The sequence below is a fragment of the Variovorax paradoxus genome, assembly GCA_016806145.1.
In the GTDB taxonomy this organism is placed as follows: Bacteria; Pseudomonadota; Gammaproteobacteria; order Burkholderiales; family Burkholderiaceae_C; genus Variovorax.
In genome coordinates, this window is record CP063167.1 from 2040963 (window position 1) to 2056898 (window position 15936).

Annotated in this window: 16 protein-coding genes; 9 read left to right on the forward strand and 7 right to left on the reverse strand. The window is 71.4% G+C overall.

The window, feature by feature from the left end; genetic code table 11:
• The first annotated feature begins 131 nt into the window (after positions 1–131).
• From INQ48_40675 to INQ48_40685, 3 genes are all read left to right on the forward strand, one after another.
• Entirely contained in the window at positions 132–1592 is a 1461-nt protein-coding gene (locus tag INQ48_40675; protein ID QRF61680.1) for an aldehyde dehydrogenase, read from the forward strand.
• Between the two features lies 1 nt (position 1593).
• The gene (locus INQ48_40680; protein QRF61681.1) at positions 1594–2499 is read left to right on the forward strand and encodes an NAD(P)-dependent oxidoreductase; all 906 of its coding nucleotides are present in this window, start codon (positions 1594–1596) and stop codon (positions 2497–2499) included.
• A 62-nt stretch (positions 2500–2561) separates the two neighbouring features.
• Positions 2562–3551, forward strand: a complete 990-nt coding sequence (locus INQ48_40685; protein QRF61682.1) for a tripartite tricarboxylate transporter substrate binding protein — start codon at positions 2562–2564, stop codon at positions 3549–3551.
• A gap of 6 nt (positions 3552–3557) precedes the next feature.
• On the opposite strand, the gene pip is transcribed toward INQ48_40685, so the two are convergent.
• Positions 3558–4514, reverse strand: a complete 957-nt coding sequence (gene pip, locus INQ48_40690) for a prolyl aminopeptidase (GenBank protein QRF61683.1) — start codon at positions 4512–4514, stop codon at positions 3558–3560.
• Between the two features lie 19 nt (positions 4515–4533).
• Complete coding sequence (locus tag INQ48_40695; protein ID QRF61684.1) at positions 4534–5352, reverse strand: helix-turn-helix domain-containing protein; 819 nt, start codon at positions 5350–5352, stop codon at positions 4534–4536.
• A 132-nt stretch (positions 5353–5484) separates the two neighbouring features.
• On the opposite strand from INQ48_40695, the gene INQ48_40700 reads away from it, so the two are divergent.
• The 5 genes from INQ48_40700 to INQ48_40720 all read left to right on the forward strand — a co-directional run bounded on the left by INQ48_40700 (position 5485) and on the right by INQ48_40720 (position 11917).
• The gene (locus INQ48_40700; protein ID QRF61685.1) at positions 5485–6480 is read left to right on the forward strand and encodes a tripartite tricarboxylate transporter substrate binding protein; all 996 of its coding nucleotides are present in this window, start codon (positions 5485–5487) and stop codon (positions 6478–6480) included.
• 35 nt (positions 6481–6515) lie between these two features.
• Complete coding sequence (locus tag INQ48_40705; GenBank protein ID QRF61686.1) at positions 6516–7325, forward strand: enoyl-CoA hydratase/isomerase family protein; 810 nt, start codon at positions 6516–6518, stop codon at positions 7323–7325.
• Positions 7322–9424 (forward strand): acetate--CoA ligase family protein, encoded by a 2103-nt coding sequence (locus tag INQ48_40710; protein QRF61687.1) that lies wholly within the window; start codon positions 7322–7324, stop codon positions 9422–9424. The genes INQ48_40705 and INQ48_40710 overlap by 4 nt, the downstream gene beginning before the upstream one ends.
• A gap of 106 nt (positions 9425–9530) precedes the next feature.
• The gene (locus INQ48_40715) at positions 9531–10343 is read left to right on the forward strand and encodes a hypothetical protein (GenBank protein ID QRF61688.1); all 813 of its coding nucleotides are present in this window, start codon (positions 9531–9533) and stop codon (positions 10341–10343) included.
• 17 nt (positions 10344–10360) lie between these two features.
• On the forward strand, positions 10361–11917 hold the full coding sequence (locus tag INQ48_40720; GenBank protein ID QRF61689.1) for a hypothetical protein: 1557 nt from the start codon (positions 10361–10363) through the stop codon (positions 11915–11917).
• A 19-nt stretch (positions 11918–11936) separates the two neighbouring features.
• Here INQ48_40720 and INQ48_40725 read toward each other — a convergent pair whose 3' ends face one another.
• Entirely contained in the window at positions 11937–12461 is a 525-nt protein-coding gene (locus tag INQ48_40725) for a peptidylprolyl isomerase (GenBank protein QRF61690.1), read from the reverse strand.
• A gap of 271 nt (positions 12462–12732) precedes the next feature.
• Here INQ48_40725 and INQ48_40730 point away from each other — a divergent pair, with 271 nt between their 5' ends.
• Positions 12733–13164 carry a GNAT family N-acetyltransferase gene (locus tag INQ48_40730; GenBank protein ID QRF61691.1) on the forward strand — a complete coding sequence of 144 codons (432 nt, stop codon included), beginning with the start codon at positions 12733–12735 and terminating at the stop codon, positions 13162–13164.
• A gap of 190 nt (positions 13165–13354) precedes the next feature.
• Here the strand turns inward: INQ48_40730 and INQ48_40735 are convergent, their stop codons facing one another.
• The 4 genes from INQ48_40735 to INQ48_40750 all read right to left on the reverse strand — a co-directional run bounded on the left by INQ48_40735 (position 13355) and on the right by INQ48_40750 (position 15879).
• On the reverse strand, positions 13355–14245 hold the full coding sequence (locus INQ48_40735) for an SDR family NAD(P)-dependent oxidoreductase (protein ID QRF61692.1): 891 nt from the start codon (positions 14243–14245) through the stop codon (positions 13355–13357).
• Positions 14246–14449: 204 nt separating this feature from the next.
• Positions 14450–14635 (reverse strand): hypothetical protein, encoded by a 186-nt coding sequence (locus tag INQ48_40740; protein ID QRF61693.1) that lies wholly within the window; start codon positions 14633–14635, stop codon positions 14450–14452.
• 94 nt (positions 14636–14729) lie between these two features.
• Positions 14730–15290, reverse strand: a complete 561-nt coding sequence (locus INQ48_40745; protein QRF61694.1) for a redoxin domain-containing protein — start codon at positions 15288–15290, stop codon at positions 14730–14732.
• Between the two features lie 43 nt (positions 15291–15333).
• Positions 15334–15879 carry a carboxymuconolactone decarboxylase family protein gene (locus INQ48_40750; GenBank protein ID QRF61695.1) on the reverse strand — a complete coding sequence of 182 codons (546 nt, stop codon included), beginning with the start codon at positions 15877–15879 and terminating at the stop codon, positions 15334–15336.
• Positions 15880–15936: the final 57 nt, after the last annotated feature.

Here is a 15936-nt window from a genome sequence, read left to right on the forward strand (position 1 = left end):
GCCTGCGGCCCGGTTCCCACCATTCCACTGTTTGGAATCGAACGGTGTCGCGAGCCGCGCGCCCTTCCTACCATGCATCCATTCTTCCTATCCACCGAGACAGCGGCCAGCACGGCCCCAAGGAGACTTCCATGAGCGCGAGCACGCAAGGCGCGGGCGTCAGGCCCTTCCTGATCGGCGCCACCTGGACAACAGGCCAGGGCACGCCCTTCGAATCGATCAACCCCGCCAACGGTGCGCGGAACGGCCTGATCGGCAGCGCGAGCCGCGAGGACGTGGACCTCGCGGTGCGCACCGCCAAGGCCGCGCAGGCCCGGCCCGAGTGGCGCGCGATGCTGCCGCACCGGCGCGCGGCGATCCTGCACCGCATCGCCGACCTGATCGAGGCCCATGCCGAGGAGCTGGCCGAGCGCCAGATGCGCGAGAACGGCAAGCTGCGCGCCGAGTGCGTGGCGCAGGCGGCCGGCGGCGCGGCGGCCTACCGCTACTTCGCGTCGATCTGCGAGACCATGCCGGCCGAAGTGGCGCCCTCGCGCGGCGACCACCTGTCGATGGTGCTCTACGAGCCCTTCGGCGTGGTGGCTGCGATCACGCCCTGGAATTCACCGCTCACGCTCGAGTCGCAGAAGGTGGCGGCGGCGCTCGCGGCCGGCAACGCGGTGGTGCTCAAGCCCTCGGAGTTCACGCCGACCATCGCGCTGCGCGTGGCCGAGCTCGCGCTCGAGGCCGGCCTGCCGCCGGGCATCCTCAACGTCGTGACCGGCCTCGGCGCCGAGACCGGCTCGGCGCTGGTCGCGCACCCCGACGTGCGGCTGATCTCGTTCACCGGCGGCACCGCCACCGGCAAGGCGATCGCGCGCGAGGCCGCGGGCCGCATGGCCGCGGTGGCGCTCGAACTCGGCGGCAAGTCGCCGCACATCGTGTTCGCCGACGCCGATCTCGACAAGGCGCTGCAGGGCGTGCTGCACGGCGTGTTCTCGTCCAGCGGCCAGTCGTGTATCGCGGGCACGCGGCTGTTCGTCGAGCGCGGCATCCACGACGCCTTCGTCGCGCGGCTGGTGCAGGCCGCCAAGGCGCTGCGCGTGGGGCCGCCCGACGATGCGCGCTCGCAGGTGGCGCCGCTGTCGTCCTTCGTGCACCGCGACAAGGTCGAGGCCATGGTCGACATGGCGCGCGAGGACGGCGCCGAGGTGCTGGCCGGCGGCAGCCGCCCGGCCGACCCCGCGCTGGCCGATGGCGCCTACTACCTGCCGACCCTCATCGGCGGCGTGACGAACGACGCGCGCATCTGCCAGCAGGAGGTGTTCGGCCCGGTGCTGTGCGTGATGCCGTTCGACAACGAGGAGGACCTCGTCGCGCAGGCCAACGACAGCTTCTTCGGCCTGGCCGCGGGCGTGTGGACGCGCGACTTCCCGAAGGCCTGGCGCGTGGCGCGCGCGGTCGAGGCCGGCACGGTCTGGATCAACACCTACAAGACGCTCAGCGTGTCGGTGCCCTTCGGCGGCTTCAAGGAAAGCGGCTCGGGCCGCGAGAAGGGCTTCTTCGGCATCCGCACCTATCAGGAAGCCAAGACCGTGATGGTGGGGCTCTGAGATGACGCTGCAGACCCTGGGCTTCATCGGCCTCGGCGTGATGGGCGAGCCCATGTGCGCCAACCTCGCGGCGAAGAGCGGCGCGCGCGTGCTGTGCCACGACCTCGATGCCGCGCCGATGCGGCGGCTGGCCGAGCGCGGCGCGGTGCCGGCCGACTCGCTGCGCGCATTGGCGCACGAGGCCTCGGTGGTGTTCCTCTGCCTCGCGAGCGCGCAGGCGGCGGAGTCGGTGGTCGAGGCGCTGGCCGAGGCCTGGCAAGGCAGCGGAGGCGTTCGCACCGTGGTCGACATGGGCACCACCTCGGTGCTGGCCACGCGCCGCATGGCCGAGCGTCTCGCGCAGGCCGGCCACCGCTTCGTCGACGCACCGGTGGCGCGCATGCCCGCGGCCGCCATCGCGGGCACGCTGAGCATCATGGCTGGCGGCACGGCCGAGGACGTGAGCGCGCTGATGCCCCACTTCCGCTGCATGGGCAGCGACATCACGCATTGCGGCGGCACCGGCGCGGGCCAGGTGGTGAAGATCCTGCACAACACCGTGCTGTTCGAGGCCGTGCAGTCCCTGGCCGAGGCGATGGCCGTGGCGCGCGCGCATGGCGTGGACGGCGCGGTGCTGCTCGATGCCATCGAACTGGGTTCGGCCGACAGCCGCGCCGCGCGCGTGCAGGGACGCGAGGCGCTGCTGCCGCGCCACTATCCCGAGGGACGCTTCGCGACGCGCTATGCGCTCAAGGACGTGAGCCTCGCGCTCGAGCTCGCGCAGGCCGTGGGGCTCGAGGCCGCGATGGCGCGCGAGACCGCCTCGACGCTGCGGCGCACGATCGACGCGGGCTGGGGCGACCGCTACTACCCCGCGCTCTACGAGCTCGTGTCGGCCGCGCCGCCGCGCGACGCCGCGAACGACTGAAGTCCTTCCCTTCTGCTCCCGATTCATCACAACGCATGCCGCACCAGCGGCAGGAGACAGCCATGACCGCTTCCTTCCTCTTTCTTCTCTCGCGGCGCGCCGCCCTCGGCGGCCTGCTCGCGCTGGGCTTCGCCGCCTCCGCGGCCGCCGCCTTCCCCGACAAGCCCATCACGCTGGTCGTGCCCTTCCCCGCGGGCGGCGCCACCGACGCGATGGCGCGCTTCACCGCGACCCGGCTCTCGAAGGAACTGGGCCAGCCCGTGGTGGTCGACAACCGCGGCGGTGCCGGCGGCGCGATCGCTGCCGAGGTGGCGCTGGCCGCACCGAAGGACGGCTACACGCTGTTCTTCACCACCACCGGCACGATGGCGATCAACCCCTTCATCTACCGCAAGCTCAAGTACAACCCGCTGACCGATTTCGAGCTGATCGGCAACGTGGCCTCGGCCTCGAACGTGCTGGTGGTGCATCCCTCGGTGAAGGCGAACACGGTGGCCGAGCTGATCGCGCTGGCCAAGGCCAACCCCGGCAAGCTGACCTACGCCTCGGCCGGCATCGGTGCATCGAGCCACCTGTCGGGCGCGCTGTTCGAGAGCATGACCGGCACCCGGATGTTGCACGTGCCCTACAAGGGCTCCGCGCCCGCGCTGTCGGATTTCCTCGCGGGCCGCGTCGACATGATGTTCGACACCGCCTCGACCCATGCGCCCTACGTCAAGGCCGGCAAGATCCGCGCGCTGGCCGTGACCAGCCCGCGCAAGTCGCCCGCCTTTCCCGGCGTGCCCTCGATCGCCGAGGCCGGCGTGCCGGGCTACGACGTCTCGATCTGGTTCGGCGTGGCCGCGCCCGCGGGCGTGCCCAGGCCCGCGATAGACCGCCTCTCGGCCGCGCTCGAGAAGGCCTGGCAGGCCCCCGACATCAAGGCCGCGCTGGCCGAGGTGGGGGCCGATCCGCTGTACCTGGGGCCGGCGGAGTACAAGCGATTCATTGCGGCGGAGCACCAGAAGTGGGGGCGGATCGTGAAGGCGGCGGGGGCCGAAGGGCAGGACTGAGCGGACTCAGCGCCCGGTAAACCCATCCGTCGCCTGCAGCAAGCGATCGAGGATTCCGGGTTCCGAATACGCATGCCCGGCCCCCTCGATCAGGTGGAACTCCGCCTCGGGCCAGGCCTTGTGCAGGGCCCAGGCGTAGCGCGCGGGGCAGGGCATGTCGTAGCGGCCATGCACGATCACGCCCGGGATGCCGTGCAGCCGGTGCGCGTCGCGCAGCAGCTGGCCGTCCTCGAGCCAGGCGTCATGCACGAAGTAGTGGTTCTCCAGCCGCGCGAAGGCCAGCGCGAAATGGTCGTCGGCATGCGAGGCCGCGAGCGCGGGGCTCGGCAGCAGCGTGATGGTCTGGCCCTCCCAGACGCTCCAGGCGCGCGCGGCCTCGATCTGCGCCACCGGGTCGTCGCCGGTCAGGCGCCGGCGGTAGGCCGCGATCATGTCGCCGCGCTCGGCCTCGGGGATCGGGGCCTGGAACTGCTCCCACTTGTCGGGGAACATCTCCGACACGCCGAACTGGTAGTACCAGTCGAGCTCGGCGCGCGTGACGGTGTAGATGCCGCGCAGCACCAGCTCGCTCACGTGCTCGGGGTGCTTCTGCGCATAGGCCAGCGCCAGCGTCGAACCCCACGAGCCGCCGAACACCAGCCAGCGCTCGGCGCCCACCAGCGCGCGCAGGCGCTCGATGTCGGCCACCAGGTGCCAGGTGGTGTTGGCCTCGAGGCCCGCATGCGGCTGCGACAGGCCGCAGCCGCGCTGGTCGAACAGCAGCAGGTCGTAGCGCGCGGGATCGAACAGCCGCCGGTGCTCGGGCGAGATGCCGCCGCCGGGGCCGCCATGCAGGAACACCGCGGGCTTGGCGCCGGGCGTGCCCACGCGCTCGTAGCGAATGCGGTGGCCGTCGCCCACGTCGAGCATGCCGCTCTCGTAGGGTTCGATCGGAGGATAGAGCTGGCGCAGGGTGTCGGTCATTCGATGCTTCTTTCGGGGTTCATGCAAAGCCGCGCGCGAGCGCGCGTTCCACGTCGGCCACCAGCGCGAGCAGCGCCGGCGAGAGTTCGCGCACCACGCTCGCGAGCGATTCGCTGCTGGAGACGCTGAGGTTGAGCACGTAGCCCGAGGCGCCCGGCGCTTCGTCGGGCTGCGCGGCGGGCAGGCGGATCGGCGCGGCGAGCGCCACCACCTCGGGCTGCCAGGCGGCGGCGCAGAAGCCGCGCGCGTTCACGTTCGCGATGGCGGCCTCGATCTCCTCGCGCAGCGCCGGCCACTGCTCGCGCCGGCGCTGCTTGAACAGCGCGTAGAGCGCCTTGCGCCGCGGCTCGCCGGCCGTGGCGAGCCAGGCGCGCCCGAGCGAGGTGAGCTCCATCGGCACGCGCTGGCCCGAGACCACGTTGCGCAGCGACACGCGGCGGTTGTAACGGATCGACTCGAGGTAGACCATCTCGTCGCGGTCGGGCGCGGCCAGGCCGACGTTGATGCGGCGCGACTCGGCCAGCGCGCGCATCTTCGGCGCGGCCAGCGACAGCACGCTCGAGCCCGAGCGCATCGCATGCGCGAGGCTCAGCACCGCGGGCGCCAGCCGGTAGGCGCGCTGGCCCGCATCGACCTGCAGCATGCCCGCGCCCACCAGCGTCTGCGTGAGGCGGCTGACGGTGGAGCGCGACAGACCGGTGCGGTCGGCGAGCTCGGCATTGCCCAGCAGCTCGGAGCCCGGACGGAAGGCACGCAGGATCTCCACGCCGCGTTCCAGCGAACGGTTGGCCGGCGAGATGCCGGGTTTCTGCTCGAGCGAGGGGGTCATGCGGCTCATGCGGACTCCATGCTGGCCTGGATTTCGATTCCATTGCTTGGAATTGGGGGAGTGTATGCGCAGACCCTCGTGCCTATGCTTTTCCCCTATGGCGCGGCGAGCTTTTTCCGTTCGCGCCGAGAAGGAGACAGCATGCAATTTCGAATCGACGGGCGCGCGCGGCGCGTGCTCATGGGCCTGGCAACCGGCCTGGCCCTCGCCCTGACCATGGGCAACGCGGCCGCGCAGGCCTTCCCCACGAAGCAACCGATCCGCCTCGTGGTGCCGTTCGCGGCCGGCGGCGGCACCGACGTGATCGCACGCGTGCTCGGCGCGGGCATCGGCGCCGAACTGAAGCAGTCGGTGATCGTCGAGAACAAGCCCGGCGCCGGCACCATCATCGGCAGCGATTACGTCGCCAAGAGCGCGCCCGACGGCTACACGCTGCTGATGGCGACCTTCGCGCACGCGGTCAACCCCAGCCTGCAGCCCAAGCTGCCTTACGACCAGGCCAAGGCCTTCGCACCATTGAGCCTGGTCGGCCGCTCGCCCAATGTGCTGGTGGTGCGCAGCGACCGCGACTTCCGCTCGGTGGCCGACCTGCTCGCGTTCGCGAAAGCGCATCCCGGCAAGCTCAGCTACGGCTCGTTCGGCAACGGCACCTCGGCGCATCTCGCGGGCGAGCTCTTCAAGCGGCTCGCGCAGGTCGACCTCACGCACGTGCCGTACCGCGGCTCGGCGCCCGCGCTGACCGACCTGCTCGGCGACCAGATCGACCTGATGTTCACCACCGCCGCGAGCGTGGCGCCCTACATCGCGAGCGGCAAGCTGCGCGCGCTGGCCGTGACCTCGCCGCAGCGCTCGCCGGCCATGCCCTCCGTGCCCACGGTGGCCGAGAGCGGCGTGCCCGGCTACGTGGCCGAGAGCTGGTATGGGCTCTATGCGCCGGCCGGCACGCCCACCGAGGTGGTGGCGCGGCTCCATGCCGCGATCCGCAAGGCGGCGCACAGCGAGACCTTCAGCAAGCGCATCGCCGACGAGGGCATCGTGGTGATCGCCTCGCCGCCCGAGGAACTGATGCGCTACGTCGCCGCCGAGCAGGCCCGCTGGGGCCAGCTGGTGCGCGAGGCGCACATCCAGCTCGACTGAGCGAGCCCTCATCGTTTTTTCATTCCCTTGCCGACATGACCACTCCCACCTCTTCCATCCAGCTCCGCACCGAGGACGGCGTCGCCATCCTCACGCTCGACCGCCCCGAGGTGCGCAACGCCGTCGACGACGCCATGCGCGGCGAACTCATGGCCGCGCTCGAGCGCGTGAACCGCGACGACAGCGTGCGCGCGCTGGTGCTCACCGGCGCGGGCAAGGCCTTCTGCGCGGGCGGCGACATCCGCGCGATGCAGCAACGCATGCAGGCGCCGGCCGGCGATATCGCCTACAACGGCTGGGCGCGGCAGCAGCGCACCCATCACGCACTGAGCGCGCTGCACGACCTGCCCAAGCCCACCATCGCCGCGGTGAACGGCGCCTCCACCGGCCTGGGCACCGACCTCGCGATGGCCTGCGACTTCGTGATCGCCTCCGAGCCGCACGCCAGCTTTGCCTGGAACTACGTGCTGCGCGGTCTGATTCCCGACGGCGGCGGCATGTACTTCCTGCCGCGCCGCGTGGGCCTGGCGCGCGCCAAGGCGCTGATCTTCACGGGCCGCACCGTGCGCGCCAACGAGGCGATCGAGCTCGGCATCGCCGACCGGCTGAGCACGCCCGAAGCGCTGTTGACCGAAGCGACGGGCTGGGCGCGCGAACTCGGCGCGGGGTCGCGCACCGCGGTCGCGCTGGCCAAGGGCATCCTGAACCAGAGCTTCGAGCTGCAGGCCGAACAGGTCTTCGGCCTCGGCAGCCAGGCGCAGGCGATCTGCTACACCTCGAACGAGCACCGCGCCTCGGTCGAGGCCTTCCTCGCGAAGTCGGCGGCCAAGGAGGGGGCGCGATGAGCGATGCCATCTCTCCGATCTCCCGCCTGGTCCGTCCGCGCAGCGTGGCGGTGATCGGTGCCTCGGCCGACCTCGCGAAGACCTCGGGCCGACCCGTCGCCTATCTGCAGAAGCATGGCTTCGCAGGCGCGATCTACCCGGTCAACCCGAAGGCAGAGACCATCGCGGGCCTGCGCTGCTACCCCGACATCGGCGCGCTGCCCGAGGCGCCCGATGTCGCGATCGTGCTGCTGGGTGCCGAGCGTGCGCAGGCTGTGGTGCGCGAACTCGCGGCGCGCGGCTGCGCCGCGGCGATCGTGCTCGCGAGCGGCTATGCCGAGACTGGTGCGCAAGGGCAGCAGCGCCAGCGCGAGCTGCTCGAGGCAGCCGGCGGCATGCGCCTGCTCGGGCCCAACACCATCGGGCTGGTGAACCTCAGCGACCGCATCACGCTGTCGGCCAGCGGCGCGCTCGAGGCCGACGACCTCGTGGCCGGCGGCATCGCCGTCGTGTCGCAGAGCGGCGGCATCCTGGGCTCCCTGCTCTCGCGCGGCGCGGCGCGCGGCATCGGTTTCTCGAAGCTGGTCTCGACCAGCAACGAGGCCGACCTCGACCTCGCCGATTTCGTCGACCACCTCGCCGACGATGAAGCCACGCGCGTGATCGCGCTCTACATGGAGGGCGTGCGCGACGTCGCGAAGTTCCGCGCCGCCGCCGCCAAGGCGCGGCGCGCGGGCAAGCCGCTGGTGGTGTTCAAGATCGGCCGCTCCGAATCGGGCGCGCAGGCCGCGGCCTCGCACACCGGCGCACTGGCCGGCGCCGACCGCATGTACGACGCGCTGTTCCGCGAGGTGGGCGCGATCCGCGCGCGTGACTTCTCCGACCTGCTCGACCTGCCGGCCGCGCTGGCCACGGGCCGGCGCCTCGGCGGGCGCCGCGTGGCCATCCTCACCTCGACCGGCGGCGCCGGCACCTTGGTGGCCGACAGCCTCGGCGCGGCCGGCTTCGAGGCGCCGCCGCCCGACGCGGCCACCGCCGAGGTGCTGCGCACGCTGCAGGCCGACGGGCCCTCGGTGCTCGACCGCAATCCCATCGACGTGACCCTGGCCGGCCTGCAGCCGCAACTTCTGCGCCGCGCGCTCCGCGCGCTGCTCGACAGCCCGGGCTACGACGCGGTGGTGGTCATCGTCGGTTCGTCGGCGCTGGCCATGCCGGACCTCGTCGCGGATGCGATCCGCGACTGCCTGCCGGGCACGAGCAAGCCGGTGCTGGCGTATGTGAGCCCGCATGCGCCGGCCGTGGCTGCGCTGCTCAACGGACGCGGCGTGCCGGCCTTCAGCGCGCCCGAGAGTTGCACCGTGGCGCTGCAGGGCATGCTGATGCAGGGCGGCGCGACGCCGCCGGAATACGCGTCGACCGGCGCCATCGTCGATCTCGCGGGCCTGCCTGCGCAAGGCTCTTTCGACGAAGCCGAGGCCAAGGCGTTGTTCGCGCGCTTCGGCGTGCCGGGCGTGCGCGAGGTGGCGGTGCGCGATGCGCGGCAGGCGGCCGAGGCCGCGCCCGCCCTGGGCGAGAAGGTGGTGCTCAAGATCCTCTCGCGCCGCATCACCCACAAGACCGAGGTCGGCGGCGTGGCCGTGGCCGTGCCCGCATCGCAGGTGGCCGCGCGGGTGGCGCGCATGCACGACGACGTGGCGACCGCCACCGGCCAGGCGCCCGAGGGCTACCTGGTGCAGGAGATGGTCACGGGCGGCACCGAGATGATCCTCGGCCTGCACCGCGATGCGCTCGGTACCGCGCTGCTGATCGGCATGGGCGGCGTGACCGCCGAGCTCGTCGGCGACACCGTGCTGCGCATGGTGCCGCCGGGCGGGGCGCTGGCGCGCGAGGAGGCCGCCGCGATGCTGCGCGAGCTGAAGACCTGGCCGCTGCTCGATGGCTACCGCGGCCGGGCGCCGGCCGATGTCGAGGCACTGGTCGACGCGATCGTCGCGTTCTCGCGCATGGCGGGGCAACTGGGTGCGCGGCTCGAGACGGCCGAGATCAATCCGCTGTTCGTGCTCGCGAAGGGGCGGGGGGTGAAGGCGGCCGACGGGGTGGTGGTGCTGGCGCGGGGCTGACGAGGGCGTCGGCACGCCTTCTTTCTCGACGGCTACACTCCGCCTCCGCGGAGGGAGACCGTCGATGAGAGCAGGAAGCGAGCGTGGAGGATGGCGGCCGCTGGGCATGGGCATGGGCATGGGCATGGGCATGGCCTTGCTGGTGCTGGGCCTGCTTGCGAGTTTTCTGTACGCACGGATGGCGCGGCAAGAGGCGTCCGCACCCATCCCTCCCATGGCCGTCTCGCAATCCCTGGCGCAGGGCGTGGCGTGGATCTGGCCCGACAGCAACGGCCCGTCCCCGGCATCCGGCGAGGCGGCTTCCTATAGCCAGGCAGCGGTCCTGGTGGAGTCGCTGGTGTTTCGTGGCTCCGGCGTCGAACGCGGCGGACGCCGCCAGCCCCTGGCGCTTCCCGCGGGCGCTCGCTTCATTCCCGTCATCCATGTGGAAGCGGGCGCCTCCGCGCCCGACGAATTCACGCCCGTCCAGCAGCAGGCGGTGCTTGCGGCCGTGCGCCGCCAGGCCCGTGCCGCCGAGGCCGGTGGTGGCCTGCTGCAACTCGACTTCGAGGCACCGGCGCGCCAGCGCGATGCCTACCGTGCGCTCGTCGCCGCGGTGCGCGAGGCGCTGCCTCCAGGCGTGCGGCTGAGCATCACCGCGCTCGCGCACTGGTGCGCGCAAGGCGATTGGCTCGATCGGCTCCCGGTCGACGAAGTGGTGCCCATGCTCTATCGCCTGGGACCGCAGGCCGCGGATTGGCGGCGGCGCTTTGCACAAGGCGACCCGGGACTGGCGCGCCGCTGCCGCGGCAATGCACTGGGATTCGCCACCAACGATCCGCCATCTGCGGCCCTTCTCGATCGCGCCACGCGAGCCTACTGGTTCGACGAGGCCGCATGGTCCAACCCCTCCCGTCCTCCGCGTCATCCTCTTTCATGAACATGCCCCGCACACCCTTGCGCCGTCTCTGCATCGCACTTGCCACGCTCGGTGGCCTCCTGCTCGCCGCGCCGGGCCATGCCGCCCCCCCAGCCGCCGACGACGAAAGCAGACTGCCCGACAGCCTGCGCAGCGACTACGTCGAGCCCATCAACGGCCCCGCCGACAACCGGGCCTATGCGCACGGCACGCTGGGCCTGATCCAGTCGAACTATGGCCGCGCATCCCTGTTCGTGGCCTGGCGCGTGATGCACCTGCCCGTGGGGGCCGTGGCGCGCGAGAGCCATCGTCGCCAGTCGGACTGGGTCCGCGGCGTGCCCACGCCGCCTCCGGCCGAGGACGAGATCGCCACCTGGTCGAAGGCGCGTGCCGCGTGGGTGCCGCAGGCGCCGAGCGTGCCGCCGAGCTACTTCCGTCCCGCGAAGCTGAAGGTGTCGGGGTTCGGCGAGATGGACATCGAGGTCGGCCAGTGCGGCCCCGACGCCTATGCCTTCGCCGCGCGCACGCTGGGCGAGCTCGTCGCCGATGCATCGCTGAAGGATGCGGATCGCCGGACATGGGTCGCCGGCCAGGATGCGGTGTTTGCGCGCTGTTCGGCCACGGTGCAAAAGATGCCGGCCCTGCCCGCACTGCTGCCGGCCCGCGCGCCGGCGAAGCTGAAGGCATTGAACGCCTACCAGCGCGCCGCCGCGCTGTTCTACGGCGACGAGTTTGTCGCCGCGCGCGAGGCCTTCGATGCCATCGCGGCCGTGCCCGATCATCCGATGCGGCCCTGGGCCACGCTCGGTGCGTTGCGCTCGCTGCTGCGCGACGGCGTGCGCGACACCGAATGGGAGGCGGTCTTCGAGGACGCCTGGACGCGGCGCCAGCTGCGCGGCGCCGAGTTCAAGGCCGCCGTGGCGGAACCGGCGGCGCGCCATGGCGCGCGTGTCGAAGCCGCGTTCAAGGCCATCGACAGCCGCGCGAAGGCGGCACTCGCCGATGCCACGCTGGCTCCCGTGCACGAGGCCATCCGCTACACCGCGCGCCGGGCATTCGTGCAGCTCATGCCGGGCATCCCGCTGCGCATGACGATGACGGCGATGGAACGGCCGGAGTTCAACCCCTACGAATCGAGCGCGCTGGATTTCTTCCAGGAGCTCTATCCGATGGTGGCCCCCGACCGGCCGACGGGCGTGCTCGGTGAGGCGTTGCGGCGGCATGCGTGGTTCGACTTCGTCGTGACCGTGCAAGGCTGCTCCGACGCACAGAAGGCGCAGGACGCCGGCGTGTGCGATGCCGAGCATGCCCATGCGCTGGCCCGGTGGCAGGAAACGAAGGACAGCGCCTGGTTGCTGGCCGCCCTGATGACGGCGCGCCAGCCCTCCGCGGCCGATCTGCCCGCCGCCGATGCGGCGCGTGTGGTGGCGGTCGACCGTCCGGAATGGGCGAGCCTGCAGTTCCATGCGGCGCGCGTGCTGCGCGCGCAGGGGCGTGGCGCACAGGCCCGCGCGGCGCTCGATGCCCTGGCGACATCGCCGGTCGTGCACAAGCGCGACCGGCCGCTGCTGGAGGCCGAACGCAGGGGGCTCTGAGGCGCGCGGGCGCGGGGCCTCAGCGACGCGTCTTCCTGTCCCGCAGCAGCTTCTCCAGGCTGGGCCTCGACTGCTCGAAGCTCGGCAGCATGGCGGTTCGCCTTTGCGTCACCTCGATGACGTGCCAGCCGAACGGCGTGTGCACCGGCGGATCGGTCATTCCGGCCGGTCCCATTGCCTCCATGGCCGCGGCGAACTCCGGCACGAAATAGACGCCGAAGTTCCAGCCGAGCTCGCCGCCCTTTCGATTGGAGCCCTCGTCCAGGGAGACCGCGTTGGCCACCGCGCCGAACGATTCCCCGGCGCGCACGCGGGCGAGGGCTGCCTCCGCCTGCGCCTGGGTGCGGACCATGATGTGTCGCACGTCGTATTCGTACTGGCCCTGGAACCTGGCGGTCCACTCCGCGCTGGCGCGGGCGTATTCGGCACGCAGTTCTGCTTCCGTGGCCTGGGGGCTCGTGCTCTGGCAGGCGGCCAGGCTCAGCGCGAGAAGTGCGAGAAGTGCGATCGCGATGCGCGGGGACCGTGTCTTGGCGTGGTTCATGCGGGATGGCCGAGAGGCCGTGGATGCGGGATGAAATCGGACTGCATTCTGCAACGGCCCCGCATCAGGCCAGGCTCTGGTCCTCGGCATCGAACTCGACGCCGGTCGTCAGCCGCACGCCGCGCGTCATCGGCACCCGCAGGAACCCGCTCTCGGTGTCCATCAGGGGCCGGGTCGAGGTCGCGCCATCGCGCAAGGTGCGATGCACATGTCCTTTTGCGCAGGCCGCGCGCAACCCCGATCAACAGGCCTGCGCTATCCTCGAACGACCATGTCCGAACTGCGCATCACCACCGACAAAGCGGCGATCGACGTCGCCCTGGTTCACCGCTTCCTCAGTGAGAGCTCGACCTGGGGCCGAGGCATTCCGCTGGCCACCGTGCAGCGCTCGATCGAGCACTCCCTGTGCTTCAGCGGTTTCATCGGTGCCGACCAGGTGGCCTTCGCCCGCGTGATCTCCGACCACGCGACCTTCGCGAACCTGGTCGACGTTTTCGTGCTCCCAGAGCATCGGGGACGTGGATACAGCAAGGCGCTCATGCAGGCGGTGATGGGCTTTCCCGCGCTGCAGGGGCTGCGTCGCTTCACCCTGGCGACGAGCGATGCGCACGGGCTGTACGAGCGGTTCGGGTTCACGGCACCGCTCAGGCCGCAGTCGTTGATGGAGCGGTATTTCCCGAATCTCTACACCTCACGGGATTGAGGCGGACGGCTGCTCGACGCAGCCGATTTCGAAACTCTCAACACGGTTGAGAGAGATTTGCTGGCGTTCGTGCCTTCGTGCCCGCAGCCTCCACCGGATCCAGGGCGGCGCGAGGTACCCGGGGCACGCGGGAAAAACAAGGAGGAGCGTGATCGGAAGACCGACCCCACTCCTTCCGGCCCGGCAACGCTCAAGCTGCCTTCAAGGCTTCCTGCCCATACGTCCCCGCCGCCCTTACATCCGCCGGATCGAAGCTCGCCCCCGCCCCCTGCTGCTCGCGCTGCGCCGCGAGCCGCGCGCCTTCCTGCGCGGCCATGTCGAACAGGCGGTTGGGGTCGTGGCGACGCAGTTGCAGCGCGGCTGCTTCGAGCCCCGCCGCGATCTCGATCTCGCGCTGGCCCGAAGCCATGCCGTCGAGCAGCAGGCCGGCCGCGACGGCGGGCTCCATGCCCTGGTCGATGTTCGCGTCGGAACGGCCGCGCGCGCTGCCGTCGGGGCCGAGCGCGTTGATCGACACCGCGGTGCGCACCGAGCCTGGCAGCGCGACGCTGACGCGGATGCCGTAGGCCTGCTCGACCTCGGCGCGCAGCGCATCGAAGTAGCCCTGCACCGCATGCTTGGCACCGCTGTAGCCGGTGCGCAGCGGCGCGCCGACCTTGCCGGCCACCGAGCCGATCACGGCGATGTGGCCGCCACGGCGCTCGGCCATGCGCGGCAGCACGAGCTGGGTGAGGGCGACGGGTGCGAGGTAGTCGACCTCGATCAGGCGGCGATAGACGGCGAGGTCGGTGTCGATGGCGAGGCTGCGCTGGGCGATGCCGGCGTTGTTGATCAGCACGTCGATCCGGCCCTGCCAGCCGGCGGCGCGCTCGACGATGGCCGGCAGTGCGTCGTAATCGGTGGCCTCGAAGGGCAGTACCAGCACGCGTTCGGGCGCGCGCGCCGCGAGGGCGGCCAGCGGCTCGGGGCGGCGGCCGGAGGCGATCACGCGCGCGCCGCGCTCGAGCAGCGCGAGCGCGAGCGCCTCGCCGATGCCGGAGGAAGCGCCGGTCACCCATGCGGTCTTGTTCTCGAAGTACATCTGAAAGCTTTCCTTGACGTGGAGCGGAGTGGAATCCCGCGGCGCGTGTCGGTGTGTTGGATTCGGATGTTCTGCTCCGACGAGGCCGCGGGCGTGGCGTGCGCCTCGGTCATTGTGGCGGCGCGGCTCGGGCCTGACCATCGGCCAATAGGGGTAATGCAAGAGTGTGCGTGGCCATCGTGGATGGCGGTCGCGCACGGCCCGCTATTTGCCCTTGGCCGGCGCGGTGGCGGCGGGCGCGCCCTGCGTCGCGGGCGCGGGCTTGTCGCGTTCGCTGCTCACCCACGTCAGCGCGTAGATGACCAGCACGACGGCGACCACGGCGATCGCGCTCCACATCACGATGCCGGGCTTCTGGTGGTTCTGTCCCTGCGGGGGTTGGTTCGGCATGGTGTCCCTCTCTGTCTGTGGTACCGCGTTGCGGGGACCTCCAAGCTAACAGGCGGCGCGCGCGCGGCTGTCGGACGCACGCCAGCGCGCGACGTCAGCCAACCGGACAGCCTGCGTCGCCGCAGCCTTCATCCGCATGAGCTCCTTCGTCGCGCACCGCGTCCGCGATCAACGGCGCGGCCACGTCCTCGGCCGCGAGCTGCCCGATGGCCGCACCGAGCGCCATGTCGTCGAGCAGGCCGAAGTGGCTCAGCCGCAGCCGCCCCTGCCGGTCGATCAGCACCACGCTCGGCGTGCCCTGGAACTGGTAGGCGCGCATGGTCTGCGGAATGCTGCTGCCCGGCGAGGGCCGGTCGATGCCGATCGGGAACACGTAGCGGTACTCGCGCACGAAGGCCTCGAGCGCCGCGGGCGTCATGACCTCGTGGTGCTCGAACACCGAGTGCAGCCCGATCACCGCGACGTCCTTCGCGGCGAACAGCTGCCGCGTCTTCTTGGCCTGCGGCAGGCCGTGCGTGGCGCAGGCCGGGCACAGCATCTGGAAGGCGTGCAGCACCACGACCTTGCCGCGCAGCGATTCGAGCGTCACGGGGGCCTCGGTGTTGAGCCAGCGCTCGACCTGCAGCTCGGGCGCCGGGGGATGGATTCTCGACATGGTTGATGGCTCCAGTGCAATGGCAAGGCCCCGGCGCCGCCGCTCAGGCGGCCGCGCGCAGCTTCACGCCCGGGAAATCGACGGGCACGTCGAAGGCGACATTCACATAGTTCGTGAACAGGTTCAAGGCCACGTGCGCCAGCAGCTCGACGATCTGCCGGTCGTCGAAGCCCGCGTCGCGCAGCGCCTGCACCTCGGCGGCGTCGATCTGGCCGCGCTGCTCGACCACCGCGAGCGCGAAGCGCAGCGCGGCGGCGGTCTGCGGGTCGGCGGACTCGCCGTGCTGCGCGGCGGTCATCTCGGCCGACGAGGCACCGGCCTTGCGGCCCAGCGCCGTGTGCGCGGCCAGACAGTAGTGGCAGGCATTGCGGTCGGCGATCGCCACCGCGATCTTCTCGCCGAGCTGCGCGGGAATCACGCCGCCGCCGAGCGCGCCGAACGATCCCCACAGGCTCTGGAGCGCGGCCGGCGAGTTGGCGACGGCGCGGAACATGTTGGGCGTGGCACCGAAGGCGCCGTGGATCTGCGCGAGCAGGACCTGGGCGTCTCCGGTGGCTTCGGCGGGGGAGACGAGGGGGATGCGGGACATGGTGATTTCCTTCGGGGTTGTGAATCGGTGAAGGAAGTGTGCGCGCGATGGTCGTAT

Coding starts and splice junctions, on each gene's coding strand:
- INQ48_40725 (QRF61690.1), bottom strand. CDS start 12,461: ATGAACCACGCCAAGACACGGTCCCCGCGCATCGCGATCGCACTTCTC.
- INQ48_40745 (QRF61694.1), bottom strand. CDS start 15,290: ATGTCGAGAATCCATCCCCCGGCGCCCGAGCTGCAGGTCGAGCGCTGG.
- INQ48_40695 (QRF61684.1), bottom strand. CDS start 5,352: ATGAGCCGCATGACCCCCTCGCTCGAGCAGAAACCCGGCATCTCGCCG.
- INQ48_40715 (QRF61688.1), top strand. CDS start 9,531: ATGGGCATGGGCATGGGCATGGGCATGGCCTTGCTGGTGCTGGGCCTG.
- INQ48_40740 (QRF61693.1), bottom strand. CDS start 14,635: ATGCCGAACCAACCCCCGCAGGGACAGAACCACCAGAAGCCCGGCATC.
- INQ48_40675 (QRF61680.1), top strand. CDS start 132: ATGAGCGCGAGCACGCAAGGCGCGGGCGTCAGGCCCTTCCTGATCGGC.
- INQ48_40750 (QRF61695.1), bottom strand. CDS start 15,879: ATGTCCCGCATCCCCCTCGTCTCCCCCGCCGAAGCCACCGGAGACGCC.
- INQ48_40730 (QRF61691.1), top strand. CDS start 12,733: ATGTCCGAACTGCGCATCACCACCGACAAAGCGGCGATCGACGTCGCC.
- INQ48_40685 (QRF61682.1), top strand. CDS start 2,562: ATGACCGCTTCCTTCCTCTTTCTTCTCTCGCGGCGCGCCGCCCTCGGC.
- pip (QRF61683.1), bottom strand. CDS start 4,514: ATGACCGACACCCTGCGCCAGCTCTATCCTCCGATCGAACCCTACGAG.
- INQ48_40735 (QRF61692.1), bottom strand. CDS start 14,245: ATGTACTTCGAGAACAAGACCGCATGGGTGACCGGCGCTTCCTCCGGC.
- INQ48_40680 (QRF61681.1), top strand. CDS start 1,594: ATGACGCTGCAGACCCTGGGCTTCATCGGCCTCGGCGTGATGGGCGAG.
- INQ48_40705 (QRF61686.1), top strand. CDS start 6,516: ATGACCACTCCCACCTCTTCCATCCAGCTCCGCACCGAGGACGGCGTC.
- INQ48_40700 (QRF61685.1), top strand. CDS start 5,485: ATGCAATTTCGAATCGACGGGCGCGCGCGGCGCGTGCTCATGGGCCTG.
- INQ48_40710 (QRF61687.1), top strand. CDS start 7,322: ATGAGCGATGCCATCTCTCCGATCTCCCGCCTGGTCCGTCCGCGCAGC.